The organism is Pseudomonas sp. X10, assembly GCF_054889225.1.
On record NZ_CM142677.1, the window covers coordinates 749,024 to 762,930 of the forward strand.

The 13,907-nt window shown below is 63.8% G+C and carries 14 protein-coding genes; 6 read left to right on the forward strand and 8 right to left on the reverse strand.

Annotated elements, in window-relative coordinates:
- Positions 1-3 precede the first annotated feature (3 nt).
- Entirely contained in the window at positions 4-330 is a 327-nt protein-coding gene (locus ACYU03_RS03505) for a DUF1820 family protein (RefSeq protein ID WP_461888126.1), read from the forward strand.
- 8 nt (positions 331-338) lie between these two features.
- Here the strand turns inward: ACYU03_RS03505 and ACYU03_RS03510 are convergent, their stop codons facing one another.
- From ACYU03_RS03510 to ACYU03_RS03525, 4 genes are all read right to left on the reverse strand, one after another.
- Positions 339-890 (reverse strand): tetratricopeptide repeat protein, encoded by a 552-nt coding sequence (locus tag ACYU03_RS03510; RefSeq protein WP_461888127.1) that lies wholly within the window; start codon positions 888-890, stop codon positions 339-341.
- Positions 891-1,162: 272 nt separating this feature from the next.
- The gene (gene hemL, locus ACYU03_RS03515) at positions 1,163-2,449 is read right to left on the reverse strand and encodes a glutamate-1-semialdehyde 2,1-aminomutase (protein WP_461888128.1); all 1,287 of its coding nucleotides are present in this window, start codon (positions 2,447-2,449) and stop codon (positions 1,163-1,165) included.
- Positions 2,450-2,470: 21 nt separating this feature from the next.
- Positions 2,471-3,091 (reverse strand): thiamine phosphate synthase, encoded by a 621-nt coding sequence (gene thiE / locus ACYU03_RS03520; RefSeq protein ID WP_461891367.1) that lies wholly within the window; start codon positions 3,089-3,091, stop codon positions 2,471-2,473.
- Positions 3,092-3,113: 22 nt separating this feature from the next.
- Complete coding sequence (locus ACYU03_RS03525) at positions 3,114-3,911, reverse strand: hydroxymethylpyrimidine/phosphomethylpyrimidine kinase (RefSeq protein WP_461888129.1); 798 nt, start codon at positions 3,909-3,911, stop codon at positions 3,114-3,116.
- A 262-nt stretch (positions 3,912-4,173) separates the two neighbouring features.
- Between ACYU03_RS03525 and ACYU03_RS03530 the strand changes: the two genes are divergently transcribed.
- The 4 genes from ACYU03_RS03530 to ACYU03_RS03545 all read left to right on the forward strand — a co-directional run bounded on the left by ACYU03_RS03530 (position 4,174) and on the right by ACYU03_RS03545 (position 10,079).
- Positions 4,174-6,165 carry a sensor histidine kinase gene (locus ACYU03_RS03530; protein WP_461888130.1) on the forward strand — a complete coding sequence of 664 codons (1,992 nt, stop codon included), beginning with the start codon at positions 4,174-4,176 and terminating at the stop codon, positions 6,163-6,165.
- Between the two features lie 84 nt (positions 6,166-6,249).
- Positions 6,250-7,902 (forward strand): acyl-CoA dehydrogenase family protein, encoded by a 1,653-nt coding sequence (locus ACYU03_RS03535; protein ID WP_461888131.1) that lies wholly within the window; start codon positions 6,250-6,252, stop codon positions 7,900-7,902.
- 68 nt (positions 7,903-7,970) lie between these two features.
- A complete protein-coding gene (gene amn, locus ACYU03_RS03540) occupies positions 7,971-9,434 on the forward strand; it encodes an AMP nucleosidase (protein ID WP_461888132.1) in 1,464 nt (487 codons plus the stop codon).
- A gap of 6 nt (positions 9,435-9,440) precedes the next feature.
- Positions 9,441-10,079: a pseudouridine synthase gene (locus ACYU03_RS03545; RefSeq protein WP_461888133.1), complete on the forward strand. Its 639-nt coding sequence runs from the start codon at positions 9,441-9,443 to the stop codon at positions 10,077-10,079.
- A gap of 38 nt (positions 10,080-10,117) precedes the next feature.
- On the opposite strand, the gene ACYU03_RS03550 is transcribed toward ACYU03_RS03545, so the two are convergent.
- Entirely contained in the window at positions 10,118-10,321 is a 204-nt protein-coding gene (locus tag ACYU03_RS03550; protein ID WP_461888134.1) for a DUF2788 domain-containing protein, read from the reverse strand.
- Positions 10,322-10,377: 56 nt separating this feature from the next.
- Entirely contained in the window at positions 10,378-10,854 is a 477-nt protein-coding gene (locus tag ACYU03_RS03555) for an Lrp/AsnC family transcriptional regulator (RefSeq protein ID WP_461888135.1), read from the reverse strand.
- Positions 10,855-11,250: 396 nt separating this feature from the next.
- On the opposite strand from ACYU03_RS03555, the gene ACYU03_RS03560 reads away from it, so the two are divergent.
- Entirely contained in the window at positions 11,251-12,075 is an 825-nt protein-coding gene (locus ACYU03_RS03560) for a DUF6515 family protein (protein WP_461888136.1), read from the forward strand.
- A gap of 60 nt (positions 12,076-12,135) precedes the next feature.
- Here ACYU03_RS03560 and ACYU03_RS03565 read toward each other — a convergent pair whose 3' ends face one another.
- The gene (locus ACYU03_RS03565; RefSeq protein ID WP_461888137.1) at positions 12,136-13,005 is read right to left on the reverse strand and encodes a cation diffusion facilitator family transporter; all 870 of its coding nucleotides are present in this window, start codon (positions 13,003-13,005) and stop codon (positions 12,136-12,138) included.
- Between the two features lie 23 nt (positions 13,006-13,028).
- Complete coding sequence (locus ACYU03_RS03570) at positions 13,029-13,448, reverse strand: polyribonucleotide nucleotidyltransferase (RefSeq protein WP_461888138.1); 420 nt, start codon at positions 13,446-13,448, stop codon at positions 13,029-13,031.
- Between the last annotated feature and the right edge of the window lie 459 nt (positions 13,449-13,907).

Consider the following 13,907-nt stretch of genomic DNA (forward strand, 5'->3'; position numbering starts at 1 on the left):
AACATGACCAAACGCGAAGCTCCCATCTACAAAGTGATCTTTCTCAACCAGGGCCAGGTGTTCGAGATGTACGCCAAGCAGATCTACCAGAGTGATCTGTGGGGCTTTCTCGAGGTCGAGGAGTTCGTCTTTGGCGAGCGTACCCAGGTGGTGGTCGACCCCAGCGAAGAGAAGCTCAAGGCCCAGTTCGAAGGCGTGGTGCGCAGTTTCGTGCCGATGCATTCGATCGTGCGCATCGATGAGGTGGAGCGGCTGGGTACGGCGAAGATCAGTGAAGCGAAGGGCGGGGGTAATGTCATGCCGTTCCCGGTGCCGATGCCGGAGAAGTGAGCGGAAATCTAAGGCAGCGGTGAGAAGGGCGTGCGCCCGTCGGCGCTCTGTAGTTCCAGCAGGTACTTGCGGAAGATCTGGCCGAGCACTTGGGTGGCATGCTCCAGGTCGTCGCGCGACATCTGTGCCGAGACTTCGTCAGCGAGGTCCAAAGCCTCCTCGGCACCGTTGACCGCTGCCATCTTCAGCACGATGTAGGCCTGCACGTTGTTGGCCGCGACCCCTTCGCCATGGAAGAACATGGCGCCGAGGCGGAACTGGGACTCGGCATGCCCCTGCAGCGAGGCTTGTTCGAAGTAGTTGAGCGCTTTGTTCAGGTCGCGTGGCGCTTGGCTGCCGCTGTAATAGAACTCGCCCAGCTCGTATTGCGCCTGCGCATCCCCCGACGCTGCCGTCTGCTCGCACGCCGTCAAGGCCTGAGGCAGGTCCTCGGGCTGGGCATTGAGAGTGCAGCGACCCGTTGCCGGAATGAGCAACGAATTACCACCCTCCGCCAAGGCCAGCAGGGGCTGAAGAAGCAACAGGCAGCCCAAGGTAAGGGCGCGGCCGGTGCGGTTCATGGGGATCGACTTACCTCTGCAAAGCTGCGGCCAATGTCTCTGGTGGCACATTATGGGATAAGCAGCGCCAACCTTACAAAGTTTTACGCGAATTTCTGTATTGGCGGCACCGAAGCCTTGCCCTGTCATGGAGGCATGCAAGGGCCTGTAGGAGCGGGCTTGCCCGCGAAGCGTCAGATCAAACAACCCTATTGTCAGGGGCGACGTGTCGCGGGGCGCCGGCGCGCAGGCCGGCTCCTCCTACAGTTATAGTGCCAACAGGCTCTGATGCGTTATTTCGCCAGCTCGACAAACGCTCGCTCGGCCGCGTCCAGAGTGATCTGCAGCTCGGCCTCGCCATGGGCGATGGAGGTGAAGCCCGCTTCGAAGGCGCTTGGCGCCAGGTACACGCCGCCTTCTAGCATCAGGTGGAAGAAGCGCTTGAAGCGTTCCACATCGCTGGCCATCACATCATCGAAGGTGACGATGTCGTCGGCACCGCTGAAGTACAAGCCGAACATGCCTCCGGCCTGGGTGGTGACGAACGGGACGCCGGCGGCATCGGCACGTTGTTGCAGGCCGTCGAGCAGGCGGCTGGTGAAAGCGCTCAACTCGTCATGGAAACCCGGGCGGCTGATCAGCTTGAGGGTGGTCAGGCCGGCGGCCATGGCCAGCGGGTTGCCCGACAGGGTGCCAGCCTGGTAGACCGGCCCCAATGGGGCGATCTGCTCCATGATCTTGCGCTTGCCGCCGAAGCAGCCGACCGGCATGCCGCCGCCGACGATCTTGCCGAAGGTCGACAGGTCAGGGGTGACGCCGTAATGGGCCTGGGCGCCGCCGAGGGCGACACGGAAGCCGGTCATCACTTCGTCGAAGATCAGCACCACGCCATGCTTGTCGCACTGCTCGCGCAGGCCTTCGAGGAAACCCGGCGCCGGCGGTACGCAGTTCATGTTGCCGGCCACTGGCTCGACGATGATGCAGGCTACGTTCTGGCCGACTTCGCCCAGGGTCTTCTCGACCGCTGCGATGTCGTTGAACGGGAGGGTCAGGGTGTGCTTGGCGAAGTCCGCTGGCACACCGGCCGAACTTGGCACGCCCTGGGTCAGCAGGCCAGAACCTGCCTTGACCAGCAGGCTGTCGGAGTGGCCGTGGTAGCAGCCTTCGAACTTGATGATGCTGTCGCGGCCGGTGTAGCCACGGGCCAGGCGGATGGCGCTCATGGTCGCCTCGGTGCCGGAGCTGACCATGCGCACCATCTCCATGGACGGCACGATGGAGCAGACCAGGTCGGCCATCTCGGTTTCCATGGCCGTCGGCGCCCCGTAGGACAGGCCGTGCTCCAGTTGCTTGCGGACCGAAGCCAGTACGTCCGGGTGGCTGTGGCCGAGGATCATGGGGCCCCAGGAGCCGACGTAGTCGACGTAGCGCTTGTCATCTTCATCGGTGACATAGGCGCCTTCGGCGTGCTTGAAGAACAGCGGGGTGCCGCCGACGCTGCGGAAGGCACGCACTGGCGAGTTCACGCCACCGGGGATGTGTTTCTGGGCATTGGCGAACAGGGATTCGGAACGGGACATGGGGGTTCTCTCAAATCAGGTTCAGGCGTACAGGGCGTTGAAGGCACGGGCGCGGCGGGTGACTTCCTGCGTGCTGTCGGCGCCGAACAGGCCATGGATCACCGCCAGCAGGTCGGCACCGTGGGCGACCAGTGGCGCAGCATTGTCGAGGGTGATGCCGCCGATCACGGCGATCGGCAGCTTCACCCGGGCGCGGGCCTCGACCAGCAGCTCGGGGTTGGCGGCGGGCGCGCCGGGCTTGGTCACGGAGTTGAAGAAGCGGCCGAAGGCCACGTAGCTGGCGCCTTCGCGGGCAGCCTGTTCAGCCAGTTCGACCTGGGCATGGCAGGTCGAACCGATGATGGCGTCTCGGCCAAGCAGGGCGCGGGCCGGGGTCAGCGGGCCGTCGGTCTGCCCCAGGTGTACGCCGACGCCCAGGCGCGCGGCCAACTCGGCATCGTCGTTGATGATCAGACGGGTGCCGTAGCGTTCGCAGAGCGTCTTCAGGGCTTCGGCTTCACGCAGGCGGCGGGCTTCGTCGCCGCTCTTGTCGCGGTACTGCAGTAGGCAGACGCCGCCTTCCAGTGCCGCCTCGACATAGGACAGGAAACGGCCGGCGAGCAGCTGGCTGTCGGTGATGGCATACAAACCGCGTAACTTCATCATCGGGCCTCAAGTCTAGGGGTCAGGAACAGAAGTCCAGGGGCAGCCGGCGGGGCACGTACTGGCCTTTGCCCAGTTGCTCGGCGTCGCGCAGTGTCCGCCAGGTGTACTCCAAGGCCGTGCGTACGGCACTGTTCAGTTGCTCGCCCAGGGCCAGGCGGCCGGCCAGGGCGCTGGCCAGGGTGCAGCCGGAGCCATGGTAGCTGCCTGGCAGGCGCTGGCAGGTCCAGGTGTGGCGTTGGCCGTCGCGGCTGTACAGGCGGTTGTGGATTTCTTCTTCGTCACCGTGACCACCGGTGATCAGCAGGTGTCTACAGAACGGCAGGAGCTTCTCGGCGCATTCGTCCGCTGTGCCTTCGGGCAGGTCGGCAAGGATTCGCGCCTCCGGCAGGTTCGGCGTGGCGATGGCGGCCAGTGGCAGCAAGCGCTCGCGCAGGGCATAGCCGACTTCGTCCTTGCCCAAGCGGCCACCGCCGCCAGCGCGCAGGACCGGGTCGCAAACCAGTGGCAGGTGTGGGTGGGCCGAGAGCAGTTCGGCAACCGTATCGACCATCTCGATCGAGCCGAGCATGCCCAGCTTGACCGCGGCGACGTTCGAGTCGGCCAGCACGGCGTTGGCTTGGGCCAGCACCCACTCGCGGTCGAGCACCCGGAAGTCGGTGACATTGACGGTATCCTGCACGGTCAGGGCAGTCACGGCCGGCGCGGCATGACACCCCTGGGCGATCAGGGCTTCGATATCTGCCTGCAAGCCGGCGCCGCCACTGGGGTCGTGGCCGGAGAGACAGAGGACAACGGGGCGGGAGCTGTAGGTATTCATGGTGGGCGAGCTTACCACCAAACCTTTTTCACCGGGTTGCCCCGTGCGTGGGTTTTGTTGATCGAGCGGTCAGATTGTTGTTTGTTTGATGCTCTGAAAGTGTTGTTCTAGAGCTTCTACGTTAAATTTTTAGGTGCTCGGTAGCAGCCTCTGGAAGCTATGCTAGAGTGCTCGAATAACTCGATAACAGGTACTCTGATTTCGTCGGCTCAAAGGGATAGGAGGCCCCGCGACGCGACCGGAGACGCCATGCTGGGGCTGTATGCGCTATTTGCTGATTGTTGTGCTGGGCTGGCTGCCCTTGCTGGCGGGAGCGGTCGACTTCGACGATGCGACCCGGAGTATGCCTTTGGGCAAGGTCATGCAGGTCTTCGAGGACCGTGACGGTACCGCCACCATCGCCGAGGTCAGCGCTCCTGCGTTCGCCAGCCGTTTTCACCAGCATAGGGGCGATGTGCTCAACGCCGGCTATTCGACCTCGGTGTTCTGGTTGAAAGTCGACCTTGCCTACACCGCCATGCCCACGGCCGCTCCACGACAATGGCTGTTGGAGCTGGCCTATCCTCCGCTGGACCATCTTGAACTCTATCTTCCGGATGACGCGGGCACCTACCATTTGGCGCAGCGCACCGGCGACGCGTTGCCCTACGCCAGCCGGCAGATTCGTCAGAACAACTACTTGTTCGAGCTGCTGTTCAGTCCGGGCCAATCGACCACGGTCTACCTGCGCCTGCACAGCCAGGGCTCGATCCAGGTTCCGCTGACACTGTGGTCGGCCGAGGCCTACCTGGAGCAGCAGCCGACCCGCCTGTATGTGCTGGGCATCATCTACGGCGTGCTGCTGGTGATGCTGGTGTACAACCTGTTCATCTATGTCAGCGTGCGTGACACCAGCTATCTCTACTACATCCTCTATATCGCCTCGTTCGGCCTCTACCAGGTATCGGTCAATGGCGCCGGCGTCGCCTACTTCTGGCCAGACAACCCCTGGTGGGCCAATGCCGCGACCCCGCTGTTCATCGGCGCATCCGGCCTGTTCGGATGTCAGTTCGCCCGCCACTTCCTGCAGATGGGCAGGCTGAGCCGTGGCTTCGACCGCCTGCTGCAATTGTTGATGCTCGGTGGCGTGGTGGTGATGGTGTTGGCGGTGAGTATGCGCTACGGCATCGCCTTGCGCATGGCCACTGCGCTGGCCTTGCTGTTCACCGTGAGCATCTTCGCTGCGGGCTTGTTCGCCTGGTCGCGCGGGGTTCGAGCCGCGCGCTATTTCATCATCGCCTGGTCGGCGTTTCTCCTTGGCGGGCTGGTCAACACCCTGATGGTGCTTGGCTACCTGCCCAATGTGTTCCTGACCATGTATGCCAGCCAGCTTGGTGCGGCGCTCGAGGTAGCGTTGCTGTCGCTGGCCCTGGCCGACCGCATCAACAGCATGCGCGAACAGCAGGCGCAGGCCCTGCGCGACACCGGCCGCACCCTGGAGCAGCTCAACCAGCAACTAGCCCAGAGCAACCGGCTCAAGGACGAATTCCTCGCCACGGTGACCCACGAACTGCGTACGCCGATGAACGGCGTGATCGGTTCGCTCGAACTGATGCAGACCCTGCCTTTGGACACCGAACTGGCTCAGTACCAGCGCACTGCCAGTGGCGCGGCCCGGGACATGATGGCCATGGTCGACGACATACTTATCCTCACCGAGCTGCAGGCCGGGCGTCTCAGGGCCCAAACCGCCCCGTTCAGCCTGCGCCACCTGCTTCAGGACCTGCGCGCCGGCTATGCCGGGCAGGCGCTGGGCAAGGGCCTGTACCTGAGTCTGGACATTCCCGCCGAACTTCCCGACCACTTCGTCGGTGATGCGCAAAAGCTAGCGCGCTGCTTGGCCTGTCTGGTCGAGAACGGGCTCAAGTTCACCCATCAGGGCGGTGTCATGGTGCAGGTGCGTGGCCGCCGCCTGGGGCCGGACATCCTGGCGCTGAGCGTCGGTGTCAGCGACAGCGGCATCGGTTTCGATGACCTGGACCAGTCGATCCTCTACCAGCGCTTCTTCCAGGTCGACGGTTCCATGACCCGTCGCTACGGCGGCCTGGGCATCGGCCTGTCGATCTGTCGGCAGTTGGGCGAACTGATCGGCGCACGGCTGTCGCATGAGTCCACCCGCGGATTGGGCAGCCGCTTCGAGTTGAGCCTGACCCTGCCTGTGGCTCAGCCGCAGGTCGCTCCGGTCCAGATCGCAAGCGGACTAAAACGCTTCTGATTAGGCATTTTTGTCACTTTGAGATGCAGGGGAAGGAGTGCTTCACTGGGTTTTCCAGGCATGACCGGATTCAGGAGTTCTCCGATGAACCTGCACCAGTACGCTGAAACCCACGAAGTCACCAACCAGCCACCGTCCCTGGATGGCGCCAATCTGTACCGTCTCGACCAGCCCCTGCAGGAGTGGTCACGGCGCTTTGGCGCGGGCTGGGCCGAGTCGCGGATCGATGCCTACGGTGCCCTGGCCGGCGGACCGCTGATGGCTGCCGGTTTCCTGGCCAACCTGCACAAGCCCAGGTTCAGCAGTCATGACCGTTACGGCCATCGTGTCGACCTGGTGGAATTCCACCCGGCCTATCACGAGCTGATGCGTACGGCCATCGAGCACGGCCTGCCGTCGCTGCCCTGGGCTGAGCCGCGGGCTGGTGCCCATGTCGCCCGGGCATGCATGACCTACCTGCACAGCCAAGCCGAGGCCGGTAGCGGCTGCCCCTTGACCATGACCTTCGCCGCCGTGCCGGCGCTGAGGCTGCAGCCGGAACTGGCCCAGTACTGGCTGCCCAAGGTGCTGGCGCGTGAGTACGACCCCCGCAACGTTGGTGACCGGCACAAGGCGGGGGTCACCCTGGGTATGGCCATGACCGAGAAACAGGGCGGCACCGATGTGCGCGCCAACACCACCCGCGCTTACCCGGTCGGCAGCCCCGGACCGGGGCAGGCCTATGAGCTGGTCGGGCATAAGTGGTTCTGCTCGGCGCCGATGTGCGACGCCTTCCTGACCCTGGCTCAGACCGAGAAGGGCCTGAGCTGCTTCCTGCTGCCCCGCCACCGGCCGGACGACAACCGCAACCAGTTCTACATCCAGCGCCTGAAGGACAAACTAGGCAACTGCTCCAACGCTTCCAGCGAGGTGGAGTTCCGTGGCGCCCTGGCCTGGATGATCGGCGAGGAAGGACGAGGCGTGCCGACCATCATCGAGATGGTCGCCATGACCCGCTTCGACTGTATGGTCGGTTCCAGCGCCCTGATGCGCCAGGCACTGACCCAGGCCGCACACCACTGCGCCCATCGCAAGGTCGGTGGGCGCGTGCTCAATGAACAGCCGCTGATGCAGAACGTACTGGCCGACCTGGCCCTGGAAAGCGAGGCGGCACTGGCCCTGAGCCTGCGCATGGGGCAGGCGCTCGACCAGTTGGACGACCCGCAGCAGGCCCATTTCGCCCGCCTGGTGACGGCAGTGGGCAAGTACTGGATCTGCAAACGCGCCCCGGCCATGATCAACGAAGCTGCTGAATGCATGGGTGGTGCCGGCTATGTCGAGGACAGCATCCTGCCGCGCTTGTACCGGGAAGCACCGGTCAACTCGACCTGGGAGGGGTCGGGCAACGTGCAATGCCTGGACGTGCTGCGTGCCCTGTCCAAGGAGCCGGGCGTGCTCGATGCGTTGTTCACGGAGCTGGGCGACGGCCATGGCGACCCGCGCCTGGCCGCGCATATCGGTAATCTCAAGGGGGCGTTCTCCGACACCAGCGACATCCAGTACCGCGCCCGCCAGCTCACCGAGGACATCGCCCTGGCCCTGCAGGCCAAGCTGTTGCTGGAGGCGGGGAACACGGAGGTCAGCGATGCGTTCATCGGCAGTCGCCTGGGCGCTGGCGGGCGGGTCTATGGCGCGTTGCCACGTGGTCTCGACGTAGAGGCATTGGTCGCCCGCTCGACACCGGCGTGGCCGTTATAACAGGGGATGTCTTCAGCGGCGAATGCAGGCAAGATGGACGGCATGCATGTCCAGACAGGAAGCACAGTGTGAGCCAAGCTTTTGTAGTTGTAGATACCGCCGAGCAGGCCGTCGATCGTCTGGCGGCCTTGCATGAACAGGCCACCGAGGCCCTGAGCCAGGCCCTCAAACGCTACCTCAAGGACCGTACTGAGCCGGATGCCGACGAGCGTGCGCTGTTCCGTTACCCGGCCCTGCGTCTGACCTATTACTGCCAGGGTGAAGTCCCAGCCACGACCCGGGCCTATGCCAAAGTCCAGGTGGCCGGCACCTACAGCGTCACCGTAACCCAACCAGCGGCCTTCCGTGGCTATCTGCTAGAGCAGTTGCGGCCGCTGATGAGCGATTTCACCGTCACTGTGGAAGTGGGTGTCAGCGAACAGAACATCCCCTATCCCTATGTAGTCGAGCAGGGCGACGAGCTGGCCGGTACGGGCATCACTGCTGCGGCGCTGGCACGGGTCTTCCCCAGCACCGACCTGTCGGCGGCCACCGATGGCATCGCCGACGGGCTGTATGACTGGGGTAATGCCGAGACCCTGCCACTGGCGCTGTTCGACGCGGCGAGGGTCGACTTCTCCCTACGTCGCCTGGTGCACTACACGGGCAGCGACTGGCGCCATGTGCAGCCCTGGATCCTGCTGACCAACTACCACCGCTACGTCGACCAGTTCATCGCCCACGGCCTGGAGCAACTGCGGGAGGACCCACGTTTTGTGCAGATGGTCCTGCCGGGCAATGTCATCATCGATAAGAGCATGGACAACGGCGAGGCCCAGGCGCTGGTCGCTGGGGTGGTCTGGCACCGTTACCAGATGCCGGCCTATCACCTGATTGCCGCCGATGGCGATGGCATCACCCTGGTCAATATCGGTGTCGGTCCATCTAACGCCAAGAACATCACCGACCACCTGGCCGTGCTGCGTCCGCACTGCTGGCTGATGATCGGCCACTGCGGCGGCCTGCGGCAGTCGCAGACCATCGGCGATTATGTGCTAGCCCACGCCTACATGCGCCGTGACGGTATTCTTGACCGGGTGGTGCCGCCGAACATCCCGATCCCGGCCCTGGCCGAGGTGCAAATGGCCCTGCAGGAGGCGGCGGCGCAGGTCACCGGCGAGCGTGGTGACGAGCTGAAGAAACGCCTGCGCACCGGTACAGTGCTGACCTACGACGACCGTAACTGGGAGCTGCGCTGGGCCCAGGAACGGCCGTTGATCAACCTATCGCGGGCCGTGGCGGTGGACATGGAAAGCGGCACCATCGCCGCTCAAGGCTACCGGCTGCGGGTGCCCTACGGCACCTTGTTGTGTGTCTCGGACAAGCCCCTGCACAGCGAGATCAAGCTGCCCGGCGCGGCCAACGCCTTCTACAATCGCGCTGTGAGCCAGCACCTGAAGATCGGTATCGCCGCCCTGGACCTGCTGCGCACCGAGCTCAACTCGCTGCACTCGCGTAAACTGCGCAGCTTCGATGAGCCGCCGTTCCGCTGAGGCCCCATGTCCTTGCCACCCCGTTCCAAGCCGCGCCGTCCTGCTGCGCGGCCTGCCGGCCCGCGTCGCCAACCCAAGGCGCCGCCGGCCGAGCCTCGCCTGATCCTGTTCAACAAGCCGTTCGATGTCCTGACCCAATTCAGCGACGGGGAAGGGCGCGCGACCCTCAAGGACTACATCGACATTCCCGGCATCTACCCGGCCGGCCGCCTGGACCGTGACAGTGAAGGGTTGTTGCTGCTGACCAACGACGGTCGCCTGCAGGCGCGCATCGCCGATCCGCGGCACAAGTTGGCCAAGACGTATTGGGTGCAGGTGGAAGGGGAGCCGAGCGACGAGCAGTTGCAACGCCTGCGCGACGGCGTCGAGCTCAATGACGGGCCGACCTTGCCAGCTGAGGCGCGGCGTCTGGAGGAGCCGGAGCTGTGGCCGCGCAATCCGCCGGTGCGTTTTCGCAAGAGCGTGCCCACCAGTTGGCTGGAACTGGTGATCCGGGAGGGGCGCAACCGTCAGGTGCGGCGCATGACGGCCGCCGTCGGCTTGCCGACCCTGCGGCTGGTGCGTGTGCGGATCGGCGACTGGAGCCTGGACGGGCTGGAGCAGGGGAGTTGGCGGGAGGTGCCGGCGACGCTGGGTAGGCGTTAGCGCCCCTCCCTGCATCCCTTGACTATTGAGTTCGAGGCTCAAACGCCTTCGATGAAACCGACCACCACGCTCTTGATAATGAAGGCGAGCACACCAAGGCCCAGCACGAAGAACAGAATGAGGGTGCCAAACCGGCCTGCTTTGGACTTCTTCGCCAGGTCCCAGACGATGAAGCCCATGAAGCCGATCAGGATAGTGACCAGGATGATCATCATCCACTCTTCGAATACTGCAGGATCCATCGATATTCTCCAGGCAGGCTGAAGCGCCGGATTATACGCCGGCTGACCGTGCCTGCCTAACGCAGGTGGGTCAACGGCAGCTCAGTACTGGCCAGGACCTGGTTGAGCACGAAGCTGGAGCGCACGCTGGTGACCCCTTCGATACGCGTCAGGCTGCCTAGAAGCAACCTCTGGTAGTGGTCCATGTCCGGTACCACCACCTTGAGCTGGTAGTCGGCATCCATCCCGGTGACCAGGCTGCATTCGAGCACCTGGGGCAGGTTGCGGATAGCCGCCTCAAAGGTCTCGAAACGTTCCGGGGTGTGGCGGTCCATGCCGATCAGCACATAGGCGGTCAGGCTCAGGCCGAGCTTCTTGCGGTCCAGCAGCGCTACTTGGCGGGCGATGTAGCCGTCATCCTCCAACTGTTTGACCCGCCGTGAGCAAGGGGAGGGCGACAGGCCGATGCGTTCGGCCAGCTCTTGGTTGGAGATGCGCGCATCGCGCTGCAATTCGGCAAGGATGCTGAGGTCATAGCGGTCAAGCTTGCTCATGGAAAGTGCCTTTTCTGTTCAGATTGCGGCAAATTATCATTCCAGGGTTAAAAATTGCGCAAGTGCTATTTATCTGAGCAATCTTCGCAATCCTCTGCCGCACTCGATCCTCTATCTTTATCAACAGAATCACTGCCCGGACATCAGTCCACGGCGACCGGCCCAATCAGGGCGGTTGCGGCCAGCCATCCAACAGGATCGGCCAGGCCCCCGGGCTACACACCGTCCAGAAGGCGGCGTGAGGTGAGCCGGTGTCACAAGCGCCGAGCACGGACAACAATTCTCGAAGGGAGGCCCATGGGCCTCCCTTTTTTCATGTCTGGAGTTTCATTTTGGCGGCTAGCGGGGGAAGGTAGACTGGCTGTCGTTCAGTCCAGTTTCCGCCGAGAGGGCAGTATGAGATCACGCATCTGGCAGTGGGCAGGTGTTGGTTTGTTTGGCTTGAGTGCCAGCCTGGGCGCGTTGGCCCAGGGGCCGGGCGAGGGACATGGCGGTCATGGCCAGCAGGATCCCAATGGCGGCATGGGCAGCTCACCGTTGAACTCGCGCAACGAGGCGCACCAGACCCAGCCGCCACGCCATGGTGACTACCAGGATATCCCACGGCGCCCCGGCGATGATCGGCACTGGCAGGCCGGAGGTCCTGGGCAGAGGCTGGGCAATGACTGGCCGGGTCGGCCGGGCGGCCATGGCGATGGTTGGGGGGCGGGTCCACGGTACCGCCCTGGGCACATGATCGACCGCTTTCCCGAGCGCTACTGGAAGGTGCCGTACCGGGGGCACGACTATTACTACTCGGGTGGCTACTGGTACCGGCCGCAGGGGCCGCGCTATGTGGTGGTCAGGCCGCCTTACGGCGTGCGGGTCAGCTATCTGCCGGCCTATGCCCGCGAGGTTTGGTTTGGCGGCGCGTTGTTCTTCCTGGTGGCCGACACCTATTACCGGTATCTGGCCGACAGCCGCGAATACGTGGTGGTCAACCCGCCGACAGCCGCGCCGGGGCCGCAACCTGGCAGTGGCTACGACGTGATCGTCTACCCCACCTATGGCCAGGCGCCGCAACAGCAGGAGCAGGACCGCTACCAGTGCCATCGCTGGGCGGTCGAGCAGTCCGGTTTCGACCCGGCGGCGGCCAGTCATGCGCCACCGGCCAACGTGGCCGATACCTATCGGCGGGCGTTGGGTGCGTGCTTGAGTGGGCGGGGGTACAGCGTTAATTGATCTCCCCAGGCCCTGCCTTTGGCAAGGCGAGGGCTTTGCCCTCGGTCGCGGTGGCCCGTTTCACACCGGATCGGCATGCACCATCACATCAGCACGCGGATAGCGCTGGCGTATCGCCGCCGAGGCCTGCACACACAGCTCATGGGCCTCATGCAGCGGCAGCTCGCCGGGCAGTTCCAGATGCACCTGGACGAACCAGTGGCTGCCCGAGACCCGGGTCCGCAGGTCATGTGCGCCTTTCACGCCTGGTATCGCGCAGACCAACTCCAGCATCCGCTCGCCGATGTCGGCGGGTAGTTCCTTGTCCATCAGGATCGCTGTGCTTTCCCGGGCGATCTGCAGGGCGCTCCAGAAGATGTAAAGGGCAATGCCCAGGCCGAACAGCGCATCCATCTGGGGCCAACCCAGGCGTGCCAGCAGCAGGGCCAGGAGGATGCTGCCGTTGAGCAGCAGGTCGGAGCGGTAGTGCAGGGAGTCGGCGCGTACCGCCGTGGAGCCGGTTGCACGGATGACCTTGCGCTGGAAGGCCAGCAAAGCCAAGGTCAGCACCAGCGACAGTAGCATCACCGCAATACCGGCGCTGGTATCCCCCAGCGGTTGTGGCGACTGCAGGCGTTCGATGGCCTGCACCCCGATCAGGATCGCACTGACGCCGATGAACAACGCCTGGGCCATGCCCGCGAGGGCTTCGGCCTTGCCATGGCCAAAGCGGTGATCATCGTCAGCTGGGCGCAAGGCATAGTGAACGGCGAGCAGGTTGAGAAAGGAGGCCACGGCGTCCAGGGCCGAGTCGGTGAGGCCGGCCAGCAGGCTGACCGAGCCGCTGAGCCACCAGCCGATGGCTTTGCTCAGCACCAGGATGCTGGCCACCGCGAGCGAAGCTCGGGTGGCCAGGCGTAGCAGGCGTTGCTGTTCCGCTGTTGGGGTCATGCGGGTGTGGGTGTCCTTGCGGGTCAGGCAGCCGGTACCAGGCCGTAGGCGGCCAGTTGCTCGACGCTGCCGCGGTGCTGGATCAGGCGCGGGTCGTTCAGCGGCAGGCGCTGGCCCAGTTCGCTTTCGAGAATAGCCTGCAGCTTGGCATTGTCGACCCTGCCGTCGGCCGTGATGGCCTGTTTGAGCGTTTCCGGGGCGACCTGTGCGGTCTTGCCGCCAGGGTAGTAGATGGCGCCGGTGGCGAAGTCGATGCCGAAGGCGATCAGGCCTGGGATGACATAGAAGAGGATGCCGATGGCATCCATGGCAGCGATCACAGGGTCGATCTTGCCTTCGATCTGGCCGCGCCGGTCAGGGTAGAACAGCGTGCCACAGGCCGTCAGCTGGGTCAGCAGGGTGGCGATCAGGGCGCCACCAATGACGCGGGAATGGATTCGCATGTAAATCTCCGGATGGATAACCACTACGGGGCAGGCAGGACACCTGCACCTGATGCTAAGACCATGATAAGGCTGGCTCGGTTCGCCGTTATACCCGGCCGATTGTTCGAGAGCCACCACGATTTCATTACCAATCGATGCCGTATCGCTGGCCCTGCGCCAGGCCTTGAGTGAGCGTGGCAGAGCTGTGCCCGAGGTGGCCGGCCAGCGCGCGACGCTCGTCGTGCTGATCGTGGGCACCTGTGCTTACTTCACATCCTGGATGGCCTTGGATGTACCGCTCAGCTGAGAAGTCGGATTTAGAGGTAGCACACTCATGGTTTTGGCATGCCTTGGCTATCAAATATGCGCTTAGGTCTACTTGAGTAGTATTTTATGATAATGAAATTATCATCCAGTAATGCTTGGTGTTAATTGTTTTCTCATCAATGTTTAATCGACTTTTACGTTGTTTTTATG

Coding starts and splice junctions, on each gene's coding strand:
- ACYU03_RS03505 (WP_461888126.1), top strand. CDS start 4: ATGACCAAACGCGAAGCTCCCATCTACAAAGTGATCTTTCTCAACCAG.
- ACYU03_RS03510 (WP_461888127.1), bottom strand. CDS start 890: ATGAACCGCACCGGCCGCGCCCTTACCTTGGGCTGCCTGTTGCTTCTT.
- hemL (WP_461888128.1), bottom strand. CDS start 2,449: ATGTCCCGTTCCGAATCCCTGTTCGCCAATGCCCAGAAACACATCCCC.
- thiE (WP_461891367.1), bottom strand. CDS start 3,091: ATGAAGTTACGCGGTTTGTATGCCATCACCGACAGCCAGCTGCTCGCC.
- ACYU03_RS03525 (WP_461888129.1), bottom strand. CDS start 3,911: ATGAATACCTACAGCTCCCGCCCCGTTGTCCTCTGTCTCTCCGGCCAC.
- ACYU03_RS03530 (WP_461888130.1), top strand. CDS start 4,174: ATGCGCTATTTGCTGATTGTTGTGCTGGGCTGGCTGCCCTTGCTGGCG.
- ACYU03_RS03535 (WP_461888131.1), top strand. CDS start 6,250: ATGAACCTGCACCAGTACGCTGAAACCCACGAAGTCACCAACCAGCCA.
- ACYU03_RS03545 (WP_461888133.1), top strand. CDS start 9,441: ATGTCCTTGCCACCCCGTTCCAAGCCGCGCCGTCCTGCTGCGCGGCCT.
- ACYU03_RS03550 (WP_461888134.1), bottom strand. CDS start 10,321: ATGGATCCTGCAGTATTCGAAGAGTGGATGATGATCATCCTGGTCACT.
- ACYU03_RS03555 (WP_461888135.1), bottom strand. CDS start 10,854: ATGAGCAAGCTTGACCGCTATGACCTCAGCATCCTTGCCGAATTGCAG.
- ACYU03_RS03560 (WP_461888136.1), top strand. CDS start 11,251: ATGAGATCACGCATCTGGCAGTGGGCAGGTGTTGGTTTGTTTGGCTTG.
- ACYU03_RS03565 (WP_461888137.1), bottom strand. CDS start 13,005: ATGACCCCAACAGCGGAACAGCAACGCCTGCTACGCCTGGCCACCCGA.
- ACYU03_RS03570 (WP_461888138.1), bottom strand. CDS start 13,448: ATGCGAATCCATTCCCGCGTCATTGGTGGCGCCCTGATCGCCACCCTG.